Annotated in this window: 17 protein-coding genes; 4 read left to right on the top strand and 13 right to left on the bottom strand. The window is 59.2% G+C overall.

What is annotated here, in order from left to right; all coding sequences use genetic code 11:
- Window position 1: 1 nt before the first annotated feature.
- Genes L4X63_RS17840 through L4X63_RS17825 form a run of 4 tightly spaced genes read right to left on the bottom strand, consistent with a single transcriptional unit; the run spans window position 2 to window position 4,475 of the window.
- Window positions 2-1,129: a hypothetical protein gene (locus tag L4X63_RS17840; RefSeq protein ID WP_250680006.1), complete on the bottom strand. Its 1,128-nt coding sequence runs from the start codon at window positions 1,127-1,129 to the stop codon at window positions 2-4.
- On the bottom strand, window positions 1,126-2,190 hold the full coding sequence (locus tag L4X63_RS17835; RefSeq protein WP_250680005.1) for a DUF5684 domain-containing protein: 1,065 nt from the start codon (window positions 2,188-2,190) through the stop codon (window positions 1,126-1,128). The genes L4X63_RS17840 and L4X63_RS17835 overlap by 4 nt, the downstream gene beginning before the upstream one ends.
- A 45-nt stretch (window positions 2,191-2,235) precedes the next feature.
- Window positions 2,236-3,270, bottom strand: coding sequence for a M48 family metallopeptidase (locus tag L4X63_RS17830; protein WP_250680004.1), 1,035 nt, complete (start codon window positions 3,268-3,270; stop codon window positions 2,236-2,238).
- A complete protein-coding gene (locus tag L4X63_RS17825; RefSeq protein WP_250680003.1) occupies window positions 3,267-4,475 on the bottom strand; it encodes a DUF898 family protein in 1,209 nt (402 codons plus the stop codon). The genes L4X63_RS17830 and L4X63_RS17825 overlap by 4 nt, the downstream gene beginning before the upstream one ends.
- A gap of 365 nt (window positions 4,476-4,840) precedes the next feature.
- On the opposite strand from L4X63_RS17825, the gene L4X63_RS17820 reads away from it, so the two are divergent.
- From L4X63_RS17820 to L4X63_RS17810, 3 genes are all read left to right on the top strand, one after another.
- Window positions 4,841-5,398 (top strand): hypothetical protein, encoded by a 558-nt coding sequence (locus L4X63_RS17820; protein ID WP_250680002.1) that lies wholly within the window; start codon window positions 4,841-4,843, stop codon window positions 5,396-5,398.
- Between the two features lie 741 nt (window positions 5,399-6,139).
- Window positions 6,140-6,790 carry a hypothetical protein gene (locus L4X63_RS17815; RefSeq protein ID WP_250680001.1) on the top strand — a complete coding sequence of 217 codons (651 nt, stop codon included), beginning with the start codon at window positions 6,140-6,142 and terminating at the stop codon, window positions 6,788-6,790.
- A gap of 325 nt (window positions 6,791-7,115) precedes the next feature.
- Window positions 7,116-8,006 (top strand): hypothetical protein, encoded by an 891-nt coding sequence (locus L4X63_RS17810; protein WP_250680000.1) that lies wholly within the window; start codon window positions 7,116-7,118, stop codon window positions 8,004-8,006.
- A 34-nt stretch (window positions 8,007-8,040) separates the two neighbouring features.
- Here L4X63_RS17810 and L4X63_RS17805 read toward each other — a convergent pair whose 3' ends face one another.
- Entirely contained in the window at window positions 8,041-8,226 is a 186-nt protein-coding gene (locus L4X63_RS17805; protein WP_250679999.1) for a hypothetical protein, read from the bottom strand.
- A 1,044-nt stretch (window positions 8,227-9,270) separates the two neighbouring features.
- On the opposite strand from L4X63_RS17805, the gene L4X63_RS17800 reads away from it, so the two are divergent.
- On the top strand, window positions 9,271-9,693 hold the full coding sequence (locus L4X63_RS17800; RefSeq protein ID WP_250679998.1) for a rhodanese-like domain-containing protein: 423 nt from the start codon (window positions 9,271-9,273) through the stop codon (window positions 9,691-9,693).
- A gap of 79 nt (window positions 9,694-9,772) precedes the next feature.
- Here L4X63_RS17800 and L4X63_RS17795 read toward each other — a convergent pair whose 3' ends face one another.
- The 8 genes from L4X63_RS17795 to tilS all read right to left on the bottom strand — a co-directional run bounded on the left by L4X63_RS17795 (window position 9,773) and on the right by tilS (window position 18,917).
- The gene (locus L4X63_RS17795) at window positions 9,773-10,744 is read right to left on the bottom strand and encodes an Ig-like domain-containing protein (protein WP_250679997.1); all 972 of its coding nucleotides are present in this window, start codon (window positions 10,742-10,744) and stop codon (window positions 9,773-9,775) included.
- Between the two features lie 571 nt (window positions 10,745-11,315).
- Entirely contained in the window at window positions 11,316-12,035 is a 720-nt protein-coding gene (locus tag L4X63_RS17790) for a pyridoxine 5'-phosphate synthase (RefSeq protein WP_250679996.1), read from the bottom strand.
- Window positions 12,028-13,392: a phosphoglucosamine mutase gene (gene glmM, locus L4X63_RS17785; protein WP_250679995.1), complete on the bottom strand. Its 1,365-nt coding sequence runs from the start codon at window positions 13,390-13,392 to the stop codon at window positions 12,028-12,030. Before glmM ends, L4X63_RS17790 begins: the two co-directional genes overlap by 8 nt.
- A 104-nt stretch (window positions 13,393-13,496) precedes the next feature.
- Window positions 13,497-13,901 (bottom strand): YbbR-like domain-containing protein, encoded by a 405-nt coding sequence (locus tag L4X63_RS17780; protein ID WP_250679994.1) that lies wholly within the window; start codon window positions 13,899-13,901, stop codon window positions 13,497-13,499.
- A complete protein-coding gene (cdaA, locus tag L4X63_RS17775) occupies window positions 13,898-14,656 on the bottom strand; it encodes a diadenylate cyclase CdaA (protein WP_250680129.1) in 759 nt (252 codons plus the stop codon). The genes L4X63_RS17780 and cdaA overlap by 4 nt, the downstream gene beginning before the upstream one ends.
- A gap of 40 nt (window positions 14,657-14,696) precedes the next feature.
- A complete protein-coding gene (gene folP, locus L4X63_RS17770; RefSeq protein ID WP_502799921.1) occupies window positions 14,697-15,488 on the bottom strand; it encodes a dihydropteroate synthase in 792 nt (263 codons plus the stop codon).
- A 44-nt stretch (window positions 15,489-15,532) separates the two neighbouring features.
- Complete coding sequence (gene ftsH, locus L4X63_RS17765; protein ID WP_284694696.1) at window positions 15,533-17,371, bottom strand: ATP-dependent zinc metalloprotease FtsH; 1,839 nt, start codon at window positions 17,369-17,371, stop codon at window positions 15,533-15,535.
- 163 nt (window positions 17,372-17,534) lie between these two features.
- Window positions 17,535-18,917, bottom strand: coding sequence for a tRNA lysidine(34) synthetase TilS (gene tilS, locus L4X63_RS17760; protein WP_250679992.1), 1,383 nt, complete (start codon window positions 18,915-18,917; stop codon window positions 17,535-17,537).
- Window positions 18,918-18,925 lie beyond the last annotated feature (8 nt).

Below are 18,925 nucleotides of genomic sequence, written 5' to 3'. Positions count from 1 at the left end.
CCTACTTTCCTTTCGACTCGCTGGCCATGCTTTCCTGCCGGCAGGCGATCGAGTCGATCGCTACCGTGGCGATCGGGAGCCCGTCCTCGCCCTTGAAGCTGTACGCGAAAGTCGCGTCCATATCGATGTACCGTTTCAGCTCTTTGCTGGAGCAGACATTCTTCCTGATCCCCGGAAGGACGGCCTCCTTGAAGTGCGGTACGTCAAGGCGGTCAGCGGTTAATTTGGTAAGGGTGCAGTTGTAGGTGAGGAGCTTGCCGGGGCCTGCCGTGACGCTGTCGATGGTGAGATTGTCATTCGCCTTGCGGGGAAGATCCTTGCCGAATTTGGCGGCTTCGTGTTTGAGCTGGGTTTCGACACTTTCCACCAGCCCCTCGGCGGAATCGGGCAGGGACCCGTTGAAAACCCCGAGCATGGCGATGAGCATCAGGGGCGTCACCGCGAACCGCATCAAAAGTGTACGGAGCCTATGGTCGTTGACCGCCTTGCGCAGCCCCTTGGCCTTTTTTCGCAGCGACAGGCTCGTCATCACCAGGAGCACCAGCAGTATCGCGGCGTTCAGAAGAGGGATGAAGGAGCCGACGAGAAGAAAGCCTCTGACCTCGGTGTGGATCTCGAGAACGGTGCCGGAGCGATGGACAGCATAGAGAGCCAGGGGAATGGCGACCACGTAGAAGACGGGCGAGAACAGGGACACCAGGACGGCGAGAAAGGCATTGAGAATGAGGACCGGGGCGTCGGTCGGAAGCTCGGGACCGGGCGAAGGCGCGGCGGCAGCGCCTTTACGAGGATGGGCGGAGCGCGCCTCCCCAGAGGGGGGTCCCGCGGGCAGCTTTGCCGCCCCGGGAGAAAGGCCGGGAATGAAAACGGCCTGGGCACCGCATTCCCGGAGTTTCTCCGCCAGGCGTGTTCCCGTCGATGAGGAAACCGAGCTGGACAGGACCAGGGGCAGCGAAGACAACCGTTGAGCGACCTGCTCGGGAGTGGCTCCTGCGGCACTGCGGCAAAGAAGGGCAATGACCTTCTCTCTGACGGCCTCGTCCGGTATGGCTTCGAGAACCAGGCGCCCCTTGCCGGCAGGCGCCGTGTCGTTTCCCGCCGTGGTCATGGGAATTCCTTGCTTGATCATTCCTCGGAGAAGGAGAACTCGAGTTCCTCCTTGCGGGCGCCGTACTGGGAGCGGTCAAAACCGAGGGCCGGGAAACAGAGCATGGGGAAAAACACCAGTCCGACCGCGAAGAGGGCGCTCTTGCCGAACTTCTCCGCGAGCGACAGGTAGGCCAACAGAAGGATGGCGATCCCCACGACCGGAATGAAGAGCAGGAAGAACCACCAGCCGGGCTTTCCGGCGATGATCATCAGGAGATACATGTTGTAGAAGGGAATGATCGCCTTCCAGCCGGCGTACCCCGCCTTTTCGAAGACCTTCCACATCCCGGCAATTATGAGCAGGAGGCTCACAAGGATCAGGATGAGGTTGGACATCAGCTTCTGCTTCATTTCAGCGGTGACTTCCGGCTTGGCCTGAGCCGCAGGCTTGGGCGCTACGGCCGGCTTGGGGGGGACTGCCGGTTTGGCTGCCGCACCGGGCTGTGGTGACGGTGCAGCTTTGGCGGCGGGAGCGTCAGCTCCACCACCAACAGGAGGGGTGCCTGCGGCGGGCTTGGCATCTCCGGCGGGGGCCACGGGAGCGCCACCGTTTTGCGGTTGCGCCGAGGCTTTCTGTGCGGGCGGAGCTGGAGCGTTAGCGTCCTTACTCTCCGGATTCTTGGCGTTTGCGGCAGCCTTCACCCTCTTCTGCGGGGGAGGAACCGGCGCGGTGGCGCCTTTTTGGTCCGGTGAGGAAGAGTTCGCCGCCGGGAAGGATCCCGATGTTCCGGCATCGCCCCCCTTGGAGGCAGCCGGTCCGCCGGGGAGAACCGCACCGTGAGTTTTTCTCACCCGATGGAGCTTTTTCTTCACCGTCTTCTTTTTGGTCCGGTGAAAGCTTTTGGCGAGATTCACTTCGCTTGCCTGGAAGGTCAAGACCACGTCCCGGTTGACCTTGGCCACGACCTGATTGTTGCGCTTCCAAAACGACTCGCAATCAAGGACACTGCCATCCTTGAGGAAGAGCTGCTTGGCAAAACAGAGCCCGGACAACTGCAACCAGACCAGGGTGATAATCGCTCCCCGCCACCAAATCTTCATGCTTTCCTCCTTGCCAATGGCTGAATCAATCGCATCTTCCCAACCTCATCCACCCGACCCCGCCAGCACCCGCTGGACCCTTTCCAGCATCATCGGATGGTTGTCGAAAAGCTCCCCGAAGCGTGGTCCTTCCCCCGCCATGTTGTGGTCCTTGGCAAGCAGAGCCAGAATTTCCGCATAACTCCGGATAGGAATCCTCTTCTCCTTCAGGTACGCCACCGCAGCATCATCGGCCTCGCGCTCGAAATCCCGCGAATACTTCGCGTCAATCAGCGCGGTCGGCAAGGTCGCCGCTATCGAATGGAGCGAGGTGATATCCCCGGTCAGCGTGGCGATCAAGAGCGCGGTGACCGAGTTCTGCAGTAGATTCCGCAGGGAATGACGCCGTACCAGGTGACCAACTTCGTGCGCCAGCACTCCGGTGATCTGGTCGTCATTCTCGGCGATCTCCACCATCCGGTCGGTGATCACCACGATGCCAGAGGGAAGTGCGAACGCGTTCGCTCCGATGGGCTTGGAAGAGCGGAAGACCAGCCGCCACCCCTGCCTATCCGGGTGCCCGGCCACGATGGCGGCAAATCGCCGGGTTAAATCCTCCTGCCGCTCCTTGCCGAGCTCCGACGGCTTCAGCGCGATCTCGTCCAAAAGTTCCAGCGTGTGACGGCCCAGGACTTCCTCGGTCGCGGGCGGCAGTGCGAAGGCCAGCTTCTCGGCCAGAATCGGGACCCCGAAACGCATGAAACAGGCCACCACGATCACCGTGATGCCGAGAGCGGCAAAGGCCTTCTTGAGATTCATCTCCCAGCGGGGGACGACCCGGTTCATCACCCCGTTTTTTCCTTGCCTGCTTAAAAGCTCGTCAAGGAAGACGTCCGCTGCGCCCTCGGCAACGGCGCCGTCTTCGAACCGCAGGCAACGCCGGGCCTTGCCGAGCCGCTGATCCATTCGCACCCGGGACAGCGGATATTCGCACGCCACCCCCTCCCCCGCTACCCGGAGCATCTCGCCGTCCAGGTGAATGATCACGTCATGGCCACGGGAAGTCTGCCCGTCGTACCAGGTGGCTGCGTACTCGCTCATAGGCCCAGGTCGAAACCGAGCATGTCACCAAGCTCCTCGGAAGCGGCACCCACCTGTTCCTCGCTGGAAGCCCGGAAGACGTCGAAACTTCCGGCACCGCGGGCGCTCAGATGCTCCAGCCGGTACCGCATCATCCGGACCGTCGCCCAGGGAGCCATGAGCCCGAGCGTGCAGACGATGGCAATCCCGTTGGAGAAGTAGATCCAGAGAAGATCCCGAAGCCGGAGCTGGCAGGAGAAGCGGTGCCCCCCCAAGGTCGTGGAATTCCAGGTAAGGTTCGTGAGTGCCGTGGGGAAATAGACACCGGCGACCAGGTAGCCGGTGACGAACAGGATGGGAATGATAAAGGCCATGTACGCGCCGCCTTTGTGCAGGACGCCTGCGGTGATGATCACCGCGCCGACCGCCGGAAAAAGCAGCAGGACCGGGATGAATATCTTGAAATATTCGTCCGGTTTGGCGTGAAAGCGGAACGGGGTGGTCCCGAAACGGCTGTTCTCGACCAGGAAACGTTTCTGCCGGTAGATGACGTAGGGAGCCAGGATCCCCATGGTAAGCGGGACCAGCAGTTGCCAGAAGAGAAAGACCCGGTATGCCTCGCGGTAGTCCGGGTTGAATCCGAAGTGGATGTTGCGGTGGGTAGAGTTTCTGAGGCTGAAGAGGCGGGAACGGACCACCACCCACGGGTACACGCCGAAAAATACCAGCATCCAGAAGCCGGCATACTGGGGACTTACTTTGGAGGTCAGCGAGTAGAGGCCGAGGAAAATACCGGCAATGAACCATCCCTTGAGGATGGCCCACGGATCGGCAAGGTAATCGAACGGGGCACCGGCGAGAAGGGTGTTGGTGTAGAAGTAGCGTCTTTTCCTGACCTTCGCCCAAGGAGAGTAGAGGCCTAAGGTAACGATCCGCAGCAAGGTATTGACGATCCAGATGCCGAAGTACTCCTTCGCGTTACCGGTGAAGGAAAAGGTGTAGGTGCGGGGGATTTCGCGGGCCGGAGGCGGCGGCGAGACGGCAGGCGGATCGGTGGGAGGGACATTTTCACCGTCCGGCAACGGCAGCGGTTCCTCCTGGAGCTCAAGAGGAAAGACCGACCGGCACTTGGGACAGGTGACCTTGCTCCCCGCCTTGGGAAGCAGAGCGGAGTCGAGATCCTTGGAAAAACCGCAAACGGGGCAGGACAGAGTTACCAGACTCATTCGACTCCTTTACCATGTACTGAACTAATATTGCCTGGCCCAGCAATTATCCATTGTTTAAAAGGAGAAGCTAATTCAGGCCACACTATAAGTGAATGCCCATACTTTGTAAATTCGAAAATTATATAAAGCGATAACGCAGTGAAATTTAGCCTTATTTACTCTGCAGAGCTCCCCTCAGCATTCAACCTCGTACTCACAGAATTTACGACCGCTCCGTACTAACAGTGTGTGGATTACTAACTTTCCAAGGTATCTCAAAATTTTCGCCATTTGGGCAACTTTCGGCTTTGACAATAATGAGTATTACTTATATATTCTCCTCCAATTTTGAAATGAATATTTTTCCAGCACAGGAGAGAAAATTGAAAAGATTGGTATGGTTGGCCGTGGTGCTAGCTGTTGTTTTGACCGTCAATGCTGCCGACGCCCAGGAGGTAAAAGAAAGGGGCAACAATGCAGTCACCATGGGTGCTGCAACCAACAGTGCCACTATCGGGTACTGGCACAAGCTCAACGATGACGTCAGCCTTGGTGGCGATTTCACCTTATATTTAAGGCACCATAACGACTATGTGAGCCAGACCTACCAGTTCAGCCCGGGCATCAGGTATTACCTCCTGCCTGAAAAGGCAGTTTCACCCTACTGCTATGGCGCGATTATAGGCAGATATGGAACCACCCTCGACAGAGGGTCTGATACGAAAACCCGGTCCGAATCCTATACCGCCGGTCTGCAGGGCGGCATCGGATTGGAATGGTTCCCCACCCAGCGCGTGAGCGTTGCCGGGCATGTGGGAGCAATAGCCCAGTACGAAAAAAACCACTCAACCACCTCCGGCTCCTTCACTGGGTCCTCCCACGACGAAGGCTATACCATCGGCACTATCAGTTCCGGTATTTTGGTGAATCTATACTTTTAACGTCCTTACCGAGCACCCAGGGCAACTCCATTTCCGATAACTAGTCTGCCTTCTTCGCCCCGAGAAAGGCCTCCATGGGGGTGACACATTCGACACGTTAACTTTTTTTGCCACTATCTTCTTTGCCTTCTGCTCGTCGCTTTGCTTGGTGGGTGTGGTAACTCGAAATCTGAGACCGTATCCAGCCAACCGGCAGTCGGCCAATGGAGGAGTGCCGCCCTTCTGGCAAGTCCTGCTCGCTACCAACAATCCGCCGTCGACGGTCAGGGAAACGTATATGCTGTATGGGCAGAGCCGGGAGGTTTTTTCGCTAACATATACCGCCCGGAGACAGGATGGGGAGTTCCTCAAAGGATAGGAGACACGGCATCTGGGTGGGATAACCTGCATCTGAGCGTCAGCCAAAACGGAAACGGTGCCGTAACCTGGCTGAGGACCGTCAGCGGAGTTTACTCTCTCCAAGTCGTCAGATTTTCTACAGCGACTGGCTGGGGCCAAGTCGAAGACCTCGGCTGGCAAGGTACTCCGTACGACATCGCAATAACTGACGATGGGTCCGTCTATGTAGTCGGCTCGCTCTACACCTCAGGGATAACCGTCACCACGTTCAGGCAAGACTCCGGCTGGACCTTTCAACAATTATCCCCTGCTCCAGACCATAGTCCCCCCCAAATCGGCCTCGATGCTTCAGGGGCCGGGTTCGTGTTTTGGAGTGAACGAGACTCCAACGGTTCCTATTTGATGGTGAGTCAGTCCGGAGCTAACCTCTTTGCGTCCCCGGAAATTATTGCCTCAACTCCCGGGGCAGTCTCTTCGCTCGCCATTGCCACCCATAATGGAAACACCATGCTCGTGTGGGGGGAAGACCTTCCCGGATACCTCACGCACACCATCGCAAAGTACTATGACGCGGCCAACGGCTGGTATCCTGCCGTGCAACTCGAAGACTCGCTTTGGGGCAGTAGTTGGCCATCCGTCAATCACGATGCCCAAGGGAATTTCTACGCCGTATGGGTCGAGAGCCAGTGGAGTGAAGTTGTCTCAGCCCGCTTCCTTCCGTCCAGCGGCTGGCTCCCCGCGGAAGTTGTCAGTACCGGTGACAACGTAGTTACCCCCCAAATAGCAGCCGACGGAAACGGGACGGTGTTTGTTGCGTGGCTGCAATACAACTTCAACGATCCTTATCCAGGAGAGGGCAAAGTCTATAGCAACGTACGCACGCCGACCAGCGGATGGGCCGTGGCACAGCAACTAAAAACCGCGCCTGGAGGCGCAGACACACCAACATTGGCAGTCGATTCCAGTGGTCGTGCGACAGTCATGTGGTCCCAAAACGTCGGCATGACAGACGGTTCTCCTTCCTATGGAATCTACTTCAGTAGGTTCGAGTGATTACGGGAACAGTAATGCAGACTCCCCAAGGACGTATTTAAAGGCGTACTCCAGCGCGTCCATGGGGGGAAATCCAGGCCGGAAGGTTCTTTGTCGGAACAACTACCGGTAAAACGCCCCGGCATGGAAAGGAGTTCCAAAATGAAAAGAATCGGTCTTGTCAGCGGGATCGGGCCCGGAATCGACGCCGGACGCATCATCGATAGATTCAGTACCAAAACACGTGCAGCAGCCTCAAAAGCACACGGCTGAGTGCTGGGCGATGTCGTCATTGCCATGTGTGGGGAAATGATTTGTCCCCTCCGTGGCCAAGCAAGAGGATACCATGCGAGCGAATATTTTAGCGTTGTCCGTACTTTTCACCCTTCTCATGTGCGGCCAGCTCTTTGCCCAGGAGTTCGAGATCAAGCTGGACAGGCCCGAAAAAGTTGGAGACAAGTATCTTCTTTCCGGATCCGGCAGGGAACTGGAACATTTCAAGGTGTCTCAGGGATTGAAAGTAGTAAGCGAAACTACGGCGTCTTATTCAGGTAAGCTTGACGCAACCGTAACGGTCTTAAAGAACGGCGATACCGGTGATGGAAGTAAACTCGGCCTGATCGTCTCCGCCTGCAAGTATTCCGAGAACGGCAAGACTCCCGAACAGGAAATCTTACCCGCAGGGACTGAAATCCTGGCGGAGCTTCAGGGGAAGGAGGAAGTGTTTCTGGTGAATGGCAAGCCGGTATCTCCCGAAGTGAAAAAGGTCCTGAACCTGTTTTTCTCCCTGCGGCACGACAAGACCACTGACGATGATGTGTTTGGAACGAAGGAACGTAAGAAGGTAGGCGACCGCTGGCCGGTCCACAATGCGGAAATGGCTGCCAGCTTGAGTGAGGTTGGCATTTTGGCCAAGCCGGACAGCATCAAGGGGAGCACGGCACTGGATAAGATCGTCGAAAGCGACGGTATCAAGGCTTTGCGAATCACCGGAAACGTTGAGGTTGAAAACCTTACCTCGCCGGCGTTACCGCCCGAGTTCATCGTCGATAAAGCCAACGCCTTCGTCTACTTTTCAGGGGACTTCCCGATCGACACCTCAAAGGCCCCCCTCTCCGACAAGATGGACATGAACATGTGGCTGACAGGAAGAGCCTCAGCCCCTAACGGCATCGGATTCGTTCTATCGATGAGGATGGAGCAGACCGTGGAGAAAAAATACAAGGCACTGCGGTAGCCTCACCCATCTAACCGAAATCCGAGCACAATCATCAGCGTTCGGTCAGTTTGTGGCAGATAAGGCATTGCTCCTTGGGAGGGTGGCCTTTGATCGTCTTGATGAAATGGCACTCGTTACAGCTCCTCTCGATGGCGGACTGGCTCTTACCCTCCCGCGCCGCTGCGTAGCCCGCGGCATGCATCTCGTCGTGCGGCGTATCCCGGCCTTTCCCCTTCAAGGTACCAAGCGCGAGTATGAAAAGAATGATAACCGCGACGAGTATGAATAATGAGTCCCTCCTGGGTAACGACATCTCCCCCCCCCACACAAATGGTTTGCCGATTGGCGATGATCTTCCGCTACGCGGCCCTTCCCCTTCCCCTCAACCCCGCCCTCTCCTTATCCGATCACGACCACTCCGCTGTCGCCGGCTTCTGCCCCGATCGAGCTCTGGCGGCTGAGAAGATGACATTTTTGGCCGCGAGGTTCAAGTGTCTTTACACGCCGCCGCCGGCCCCCCCATCGGAGGGGCCCCGATGAATTGCACAACTTCCGGAAAAAAGTTGTCACCTTTCGTTTGGAAAGTGAAACTTCCGGGGAGAAGTTGTCACCTTCCGTTCGGAAAGTAAAACTTCCGGAGAAAAGTTGTCACCTTTCGTTTGGAAAGTGAAACTTCCGGAAAAAAGTTGTCACCTTTCGTTTGGAAAGTGAAACTTTCGGAGAGAAGTTGTCACCTTTTGTTTGGAAAGTGAAACTTTCGGAGAGAAGTTGTCACCTTTCGTTTGGAAAGTGAAACTTTCGAAAAAAAGTTGTCACCTTTCATCCGGAAAGTGAAACTTTCGGAGAGAAGTTGTCACCTTTCGTTTGGAAAGTAAAACTTCCGGAGAAAAGTTGTCACCTTTCGTTTGGAAAGTGAAACTTTCGAAAAAAAGTTGTCACCTTTCATCCGGAAAGTGAAACTTTCGGAGAGAAGTTGTCACCTTTCGTTTGGAAAGTAAAACTTTCGGAAAAAAGTTGTCACCTTTCATCCGGAAAGTGAAACTTTCGGAGAGAAGTTGTCACCTTTCGCCCGGGCAGCCCCCCTTGCCATGGAAGCACTACTCGAGACTAACCTCACTGCCCAAATCCACAGAAGCGGTATCGTCAATTCCGATACCGGCATTCGGCTTTATCGAAATTTTCCAATTGTTAAGAGATTCAGCTTCGCGTATATTCCTTTAGCTTAATGCTTCCCATGAAGCCCCGGCCCGGAACGGGGATATTATTCGTAAAGGAGAATAAAGTGCGTAAATCCCTCGTCGCATCCATACTTTTCTCGTTGTTCTTCGCAGCCGCCGCGCATGCTTTCGGCTACAACTATGTTTCCCCTGGCGACTTTAAAAAATGGCTGGAAACCGGGAAAGCGATCCAGATCGTCGACATCCAGGTACCGAGCGATTTTCAGAAGCACCACTTCAAGGGTGCCATGGAGACCGACTCTTTCCCGGTCAAATCCGCGGATGAGAAGAAGAGACTGGACAGGATCCTCCCGCAGCTTGCCGCCAGCAAGAACGACGTGGTCGTCGTCTGCCCCCGTGGCCGCGGCGGTGCGAAAAACGCGTACGACTACCTGCAGCTAAAGGGGATACCGGAAAAGCGTCTCTTCATTCTCGAAGACGGGATGGAGGGCTGGCCGTACAAGCAACTGACGGTGAGCGGCAAATAGGACACCGAAGGAAGTCCGGTAGTTCGCGAACAAAATCGAAAGGGCCTTCCCGACTATGTCAGGAAGGCCTTTCTTATGCTCAGCCTCGAACGGCAGCATCAGCCTGGGTAACAATCAGGGTGGTGGACTTGCTGCAGTCACCGAAATCGGGACGAAGGCGGTTGTCCCCCCTATCTTGAGGGCGGACCCGGCGGCGGCTCCCGCGATTGGTATCCCCCCGGACGGCCCCCCTCCCATCCCCGGAGTTGCGATTGCTACCATCACGAAGTAGTCGTTCGCCGGGGAGAGCTGCCCTGCAGGGACGTTCAGGAAGGTAGTGCCGGGTAGAGTTGTCCATCGGATTTTTATCTGCCGGATAGACGAATTTGCCAAGAGACTTGGAGAAGATTCCGATGGTGTAGTTGGCGTTTTCCAAGGGAGCTCCGGCACTCCAGACAATGTCGTTGCCGCTGCCGGTATCCCACGTGGCACCTGACACGGGTGAGGTGATGCTCGGAAAGATGGTGAACTGGGTGCCAGCCGCACTGTAGGTGTTGGTTCCGACCGTCACATTCAGTTCGACTGAACCACCGGGGTCTATCGGTTGGAAACCTGTGTAGCCACGTTTTTGAGAGTCGTAGGTAAGAACCGTTCCATTCACCGTCACGGTGGCGTCAGTCACCGGAGTTTGCTCGCTGTTATCGGAGGACACTCGCACCTGCTGTAAAAAGCCCAAGGGGTTTTCCCCTTCAGTCACGCTGATTACTACGGCGGAGATATAGGGTGCGAGGGTTACGGTCAGCGTGGCCTGCCCTGAATGATGGCCATCAGCGGCTGTTATGGTGGTCGATCCTGCTCCCACGGCGGTCGCCAATCCCGTGGTCGCATCTATGGTGGCGACTGAGGGATCCGACGAGGTCCAGGTTACTGCCCCGGAGATGTCCCGCGGCGTAGAATCGTCGTGGTAATTGCCCAACGCCGTGTACTGCTGGGTCGCGCCGATAGCGGAGAGGCCCTGGTTGGGCGGATCGACGGTAATCGAGGTCAACGCACGCAGCATGAAGAAGGTCACCAGGTCGGTTGTCTGCCCAGCCAGTACGACTACCCCGTTTACCACCCCCGTGTAGATTACGTCTTCGTTTTCATCGAGCGCAAGGGCGGTAACCTTGATGTCCCTGCCGGCAGGGACATCCTTTTCCTCGGGTGAGTTACACGAGTGTGGTGACGTCTGGGCAGGAGCTATCCGTATTAGTCTATGTTAAGCATTTACAGTTACTATCACCCGAACGGATGTTTATTTTTCCAACGAACAGGCTAACTCTATCGAGCCTACCAACTCGTACTTTAGACAGACCGGTAGCGCCGCCTCGCGCATGGCGAAGCACTGAGGACCTCCCATGATCCTGTAGGCCTGGAACGGCAGATACGATAGAGTAAACGTGATCCACCAGGTAATGAAAAAGGCGGACCAGGATATCCTGATCCGCCTTTTTGTTGGCAGAAACAAACAACGGCCGGAGAGGGGGACGGGCACCTGAAGGTTCCAGTCCCCTTTCCCCATCCCCACTCCTGCCCTCCCCTTGAAGGAGGGGGAGAGGCGGTAAAGTCAGTATGAGCTACCCTGAGGTAGCGGTGCGCCGGGCTTACGCGTAGCGGACGAGCTCGGACATATCGCGGACGGCCTGGTGGAGACCGACGAGGATCGCGCGGGACATGATGGAGTGGCCGATGTTGAATTCCTCGATCCCGCCGATGGCGGCCACTTTCTTCACGTTCACATAGTTGAGCCCATGGCCGGCGTTCACGCCGAGGTCGAGCTTTCTCGCGAGCTTCACCGCGTTCTCGAGCTTGATGAGCTCCTCTTCTTCCTCCTTCCAGTCCCTCGCCTCGGCGAAGGATCCGGTGTGGATCTCGATGTAGTCGGCGCCGACCTTGTTGGCGGCCTTGATCTGATCGGGATCGGGATCGATGAAGAGGCTGACGATGATGCCTCCGGCTTGCAGCTTTTCGATATACGGCTTCAACGCCTCCTGGTGAAGGCGGACGTCGAGCCCCCCTTCGGTGGTGAGCTCCGCCCGCTTCTCGGGAACCAGGGTGCAAGCCTCGGGCTTCACGTTCAGGGCGATTTCCACCATCTCGTCGGTGGCGGCCATCTCCAGGTTCAGCCGGGTCTGAACGGTCTGCCTCAAGATGTGCAGGTCGCGGTCCTTGATGTGACGGCGATCTTCCCTCAGGTGAATGGTGATCTGGTCGGCTCCGGCCAGTTCCGCGATGGCGGCGGCCGCCACCGGATCCGGTTCCGATCCCCCCCGCGCGTTGCGCAGGGTCGCTACGTGATCGATGTTCACTCCCAGTCTAGCCACGAACTTCTCCTCCCAAATGACAGGCGACGGTCGATGCGATGTCGTGCGCCCAGGTGCGAATCTCACTTTCGTCGGTGCCTTCCAGCATGATCCGTAACAGCGGCTCGGTGCCCGAATAGCGGATCAGCACCCTCCCCGCTCCGTCAAGTTTCCCTTCCACGTCGCGGATCAGGTTGGCGACCTCGGGAACCTGCATGATGTCCGATTTCTGGCTCAGCCGCACGTTGACGAGCACCTGGGGAAGCGCCTCCATGACCAGGGCCAGCTCGGAGAGCCTTTTTTGGCGCCGCTGCATGATGGCCAGCACCTGCAGGGCGGAGAGAATGCCGTCGCCGGTAGTGTTGTGGTCGAGGAAGATCATGTGCCCCGACTGCTCGCCCCCCAGGTTGTAGCCTCCTTTGACCATCTCCTCCACCACGTAACGGTCGCCGACGGCGGTCTTGATGACCTCGCCGCCGATCCGCTTCATGGCGATATCCAGGCCCATGTTGCTCATGACGGTGGCCACCAGGGTATTCCGCTTGAGGGTTCCGTTCTTCATCATCTCGGTGGCGCAGATGGCCATGATGCGGTCGCCGTCCACCACGTTTCCGTACTCGTCGACGAAGATGACCCGGTCGGCGTCGCCGTCGAGGGCAATGCCGAGGTCGGCTCCGTGCTCCTTCACCGCCGCGCTCATCACTTCCGGGTGCAGCGACCCACAGTCGGCGTTGATGTTGGTGCCGTTGGGTTTGACACCGATGGTGATGACCTCGGCGCCCAGTTCCTCGAAGACCGCCGGAGCCACCTTGTAGGCCGCACCGTTCGCGCAATCCAGAACGATCTTCAGCCCGGCGAGGTCGAGGTCTTTGGGGAAGGTGCTCTTGAGGAATACCACGTAGCGGCCGGCGGCGTCGTCGATACGGTAGGCCTTGCCGACCTCCTTGGCGGTCGGGCGCAGGGAGTCGATCTTCTTGGAGAAGATCAGCTCCTCCATCATCAGCTCCTTCTCGTCGGGAAGCTTGAACCCGTCACGGGAGAAGAACTTGATCCCGTTGTCCTCGAAGGGGTTATGGGAAGCGGAAATGACCACGCCGGCGTCGGCACGCATGGAGGAGGTGATGTTGGCAATGCCCGGGGTCGGGAGCGGCCCCACCAGCAGGACGTCGACCCCCATCGAGCAGATGCCGGCGACCAGGGCGCTTTCCAGCATGTAGCCAGAGAGACGGGTGTCCTTGCCGATGACGATACGATGCCTTCTCTTGCTGTTCTTAAAGGTATAGGCGGCCGCCCGCCCGATCGCCATGGCCATCTCCGCCGTCATGGGATAGACGTTGGCTACGCCGCGAACACCGTCGGTGCCAAATAGTTTCTTCATAGGGAGCTCCTTGGATCGAAATAAATGGAGAGAGTGCCCGGTATAACCTGCCCTCGCCCTGCCCCTCTCCCCCAAAGGGGGCGAGATGAAATTACATTAAACGGCTACTTTGCCTGGCCGGAGATCGTCACCAGTGTCACCCGCACGTTGGCCGGATACATCCGCACCACCTTGAGATCGCTGTCGGCAAACCGCAGAGAGCGGCGATCGGCGGCAAACGATGCCGCACCTGCCGCCGCCGTGGAAAGATCGAGCTCGACGCTCCCGGGATCGACGAAACGAAGCGGCCATAAAAGGATCCCCGGCCCGGCCACGGTAACCTCCACGTTCTCCGGAAGCGGCGTGGTCACTTTCAGGCCGGCAGGGATATGTTCGGCTCGCAGGGGGACTTTCAGGGTCGTCTCGGCGGGACGCTCCACCATCACGCACGTCCAGATAAGGACGGACAGCAGCAGGGAAAGCCCCGTGACCACCGTTGCATCGCTCGGTTCCGGCCCGTGCATTCTCATTTAAGCCACCTCGGCTCGATCAGCCTTCTCAGCATCTTGCCAAGAGCCGGCGGTTCCAGGATAACGGTCTTCTTTCCTCCCACGACGACCGAAATGGCGCCGGTCTCCTCGGAAACCACCACGACCACCGCGTCGACCAGCTCCGATAGCCCGAAAGCCGCGCGGTGCCTGGTCCCCAGGCTCTTGCTGATCTCGAGGTTCTGGGTGAGCGGCAAAAAGCATCCCGCCTTGGTCAGTTTCCCATGCTGGATAATCACCGCACCGTCGTGGATCGGGGAGTACGGCAAAAAGATGGACGAGATCAGCTCGCTCGTCACCTTGGCGTCGATGTCGGTCCCCACCGCCAGGTAGCTATCGACCTGGATGCCTCGCTCGATGACGATCAGGGCCCCGATCCGCTTCTGGGCCAGTCCCGCCACGGCGAACACCAGCTCGTCGATGACATCCGACATCTCCACGTCCTTCCCGGTCTTGCTCCTGATCCAGGCGGCAAAACCCCGGCGGATGTCGGTCTGGAAGATGACCGCCAGCACCACCACCGAAGAGGCGAGGAAGGTATCGAGGAGGATCCGGACGGTGTACAGGGAGAAGAGCCGGGCCAGGAGGTGACCGGCCAGCAGGAGACAAAGCGCGGGGAGGACGCGCAGGGCCAATTGCGCCTTCAAAAGCCTGGAGAGCCGAGTGACGATCAGAGCTACGAGCGATAGATCGAGAAGGTCCCGAATCACGCCTATGTCTTGCAGAGAAGGATTCATCGGCACCACGCGGGAGGTTACTCCCAGCATTCGTGCGGGGCTAGCTGAGCGCCCGCGCCATATCCGCGACGTCCCTCATGGCAGCTACGTCATGCACCCTTACGATGGAGGCGCCGTTCACGATGGAGACGGCAACCGCTGCCGCCGTTCCGAAGAGCCGCTCCCCCCCATCCCTGCCGAGCACCTTCCCGATGAACGACTTCCGGGAGGGGCCCACCAGCACGGGATACCCCAGTGCGGCAAGCTCGGGGAGTCTGCGGATCAACTCGAGGTTACCCTCCAGGCTCTTCGCGAAGCCGATGCCGGGATCGACCGCAATACGGGAAGAGGCGATGCCTGCCCGCTTGGCCAGCGCGAGGGACCCTTTCAGGTATTCGACGACCTCGCCAATGAGATCGCCGTAGCTGGTGTTTTGCTGCATCTCGTGGGGTCTTCCCCGCGTATGCATCACGACGAGTCCCGCCTCGGCTTCCGCGACGGCGGTTGCCATGCCGTCGTCGAAGAAGAGCCCGCTCACGTCGTTGACGATCTCGGCGCCGGCGGCGCAGGCGGCCCGGGCGACACCGGCCTTGTAGGTATCGATCGAGATGGGGACCGTAAGTTTCCCGGCCAGCGCCTCGATGACGGGGACCACGCGGCGAAGTTCCTCGTCGAGCTCCACGGCGGGGGCATTGGGCCGGGTGCTTTCCCCCCCGATGTCGACGATGTCGGCGCCTTCCGCCTCCATCTCGATGGCGCGCTCCACGGCGGCCTCAAGGGAGAAGAAACGGTGTCCGTCGGAAAAGGAGTCCGGGGTCACGTTGAGGATCCCCATGACCAGCGGACGTTTCAACGAAAGAGAGCGGCGTGGGAGATCCCACGCCGCCGGTGCAGCTATCATGCGGTGGCAGTCCCTTCCGGGGGAAGGGCGCCCTGGGCGATGATCCGGTCAACCTCATCGCCGGTCAGGTTCTCCTTCTCGATGAGGGCCAGGGAGATGCGGTGCAGGGCATCCAGGTTGGAGCGGAGCAGATCCTGGACCCTGGCGTAGTTCTGCTCGACGATCAGCCTGATCTCGTGGTCGATCTCGACCGCGGTGGCCTCGGAGTAGTTTTTGTGGGTGGCCATCTCGCGGCCCAGGAAGATCTGCTCGTCCTTCTTGCCGAAGGTGACCGGGCCGAGCTTCTCGCTCATGCCCCACTCGCAGACCATCTTGCGGGCAATCTCGGTGGCGCGCTCGATGTCGTTGCCGGCGCCGGTGGTCATCGAGTTGAAGATGACCTCTTCGGCGACGCGCCCGCCCATGAGGACGGCGATCCGGTCGAGAAGCGACTCGCGGGAGTAGCTGTGCTTGTCCTCGATCGGGAGCTGCATGGTGACGCCCAGCGCGCGGCCGCGCGGGATGATGGAGACCTTGTGGACGGGGTCGGTGCCCGGGATGAGCTTGGCGACCAGGGTGTGACCGGCCTCGTGGTAGGCGGTGTTCTTCTTTTCCTCGTCGGAGATCACCATGGAGCGGCGCTCGACGCCCATGAGGACTTTATCCTTGGCGTCGTCGAAGTCGATCATCTCGACGATGCTCTTATCCTTGCGGGCGGCCAGGAGAGCCGCTTCGTTGACCACGTTGGCGAGGTCGGCGCCCGAGAAACCGGGGGTGCCGCGGGCGATGACGCCGAGATCGACGTCGGCCCCGAGCGGGGTCTTCTTGCAATGCACCTTGAGGATCATCTCGCGCCCCTTCACGTCGGGACGGGGAACCACGACCTGGCGGTCGAAGCGGCCCGGGCGGAGGAGCGCCGGGTCGAGGACGTCGGGGCGGTTGGTAGCGGCGATCAGGATGACCCCTTCGTTGGACTCGAAGCCGTCCATCTCGACCAGCAGCTGGTTCAGGGTCTGTTCGCGCTCGTCGTGACCGCCGCCGAGGCCTGCGCCGCGGTGACGGCCGACGGCGTCGATCTCGTCGATGAAGATGATGCACGGTGCGCTCTTCTTGCCCTGCACGAAGAGGTCACGCACGCGGGAGGCGCCCACGCCGACAAACATCTCGACGAAGTCGGAACCGGAGATGGAGAAGAAGGGAACGCCCGCCTCGCCGGCGATGGCGCGGGCCAAAAGGGTCTTGCCGGTACCCGGGGGGCCCATCAAGAGGACACCCTTCGGGATGCGGCCACCCAGCTTGGTGAACTTCTTGGGATCCTTCAGGAAGGAGATGATCTCCTCGAGCTCTTCCTTGGCTTCCTCGATGCCTGCCACGTCCTCGAAGGTGACGCGTCCCTGGGCCTCGGTCAAAAGCTTCGCGCGGCTCTTGCCGAAGGCCATCGCCTTGCCGCCGCCACCCTGCATCTGCCTCATGAAGAAGATCCAGACGGCGACCAGGAAGATGATCGGGAACCAGGAGACCAAGAGCGAGAACCAGGAGAAACGCTCCTCCTCGGGGCGGGCCGAGACGGCAATGTGCTTGGCGATCAGCTTGTCGGTCAGGTTGGCATCGGCCGGCTTGTAGCTCCTGAACTCCTTGCCGTCGCTGTACTTGCCGATGATCTCGTTACCCTGGATGGTGACGCTGTTGATGGTCCGGTTGGTGTTCTTCACCTTGCCGGTGTCGACCGCTTCGATAAAGTCGCTGTAGTCGAGCTTTTCCTGGGTGGGTTTTGGTTTGTTAAAAAGGTTGAACAGCAGGATCATCATCAGGCTGATTACCAGCCAGAGTGCCAGGTTCTTGTAGAATTGGTTCAAGTTTCCTCCCCGGAAATATCGGTATGACGCTCGCGGCGGGGGCTGTGACAGCGGTCCCGGCGGCGAGCGCACCTGCGAGCATTTATGTGCTTAGATTAGTAGTAAAAAAAAGATTTCAAATGAACAAAAGGATTACCACAAAGGTAGCACCTTGACAAGAGCTTTAAACCCTAAGAATCTCAACTCTCCACACCTTTTCCGCGGTTGCCTTTACCTTTGCGTGTTCGGAAACCCGTATCCCCGCCACCCAGATAATCCGTCCGGCTGACTCGATGAGCGGCACCCGGGATCGTTCCCCCAAAGGTATCTTCTCGTTTATGAAAAGATCCTTCACCTTCTGCTCTCCCGTCATCCCGAGCGGCGTGAAGCGGTCGCCGGGGCGGAAGTTCCTCACCGTCCAGGGGAAAGGGGCCGCCTCGGGGTCGATGAAGGCAACCAGGCGGGAGCCGGAATCTAATTTTTCGGGGCACGGGATCCGTTCGACGACCAGCGCGGAATCTACCGGAAGAGTATGCCGCCCTTCCCCGCTTACCACAAGTTGCCAATTTCCGGCGGGAGCCCGCCACTGGCCGCTGAAGGAGAGCGAGTCGTAGCCGCGGGAGACCACGCAATCCCCGGGGAGCTTCAGCCGGGCGCTGGGGCGTTCGCCGGACGCCAAGTGGTCGACGGCTTCCAGGTGGGCGAAGGAGATCCGCCGGAGGTCGCCGCGTAACTCGTGCAGGGCAAGCCGATACAGGCGCAACCGCAACCCGCGTGGCTCGCGAAGAAGCAGGCCGAGCGGAAGCCGCACCGCGGCCGGGGAGCATTCGACGAGGCGGGCAAAGGCGGCCGCCGCGACCTGTTCGAGGAGCTCTTCATCGCCGGAGAGGATCTCGGCGGTGGCGGCCAGGCGTTCGGAGACCTTGGGGTTGTAGCGCTCGAGCTGGGGGATCAGCTGGTGACGGATGCTGTTTCGGAGGATGGCGGTGTCGGCGTTGGATTCGTCGGTACGCCAGGTTAACCCGCGAAGCTTCAGGTAGTTCTCCAGCTCCTTCCGGCTTACCTTCAGAAGCGGACGCCTGAGTTTCCCCCGCACGGGGCTCATGGCCGAGAGCCCGGCTCCCCCGGAGCCGCGCAAAAGCCTGATGAGCACGGTCTCCGCCTGGTCGTCCCGGTGATGGGCCAGGGCGATGGCGTCGGCGTTCCGTTCGTTGGCGGTCAGTTCGAAGAAGGCGTAACGGGCGGCGCGGCCGGCGTCCTCCAGGGAAAGCCTGCCGTCCCGGGCAAGGGCGGCCACGTCGACGCGGCGGGTGACGAAGGGGAGCTGGTAACGCGAGGCGAGGGAGGCGACGAACTCCTCGTCGCCGTCGGAGGCAGCCCCGCGCAGTGAGTGGTTGAGATGGGCGACGACCAGGGTGAGCCCTTCGATCTCCAGGTGGACCAGGATGTCCAGCAAGGCGACCGAGTCCGCCCCGCCGGAGACCGCGACGATGACGGTTTCGCCGGGAGAAAAGAGCCGTAGACGGCGGATTCTGCTTATGAGGGAAGCGGCCAGTCGGCTCTCCATGACATGCA

Origin of the sequence: Geomonas sp. Red32 (assembly GCF_023652955.1) — a bacterium.
Taxonomy (GTDB): Bacteria; Desulfobacterota; Desulfuromonadia; order Geobacterales; family Geobacteraceae; genus Geomonas.
Note: the sequence above shows the minus strand (reverse complement) of the source record. Positions and strands in the feature narration are given on the sequence as shown.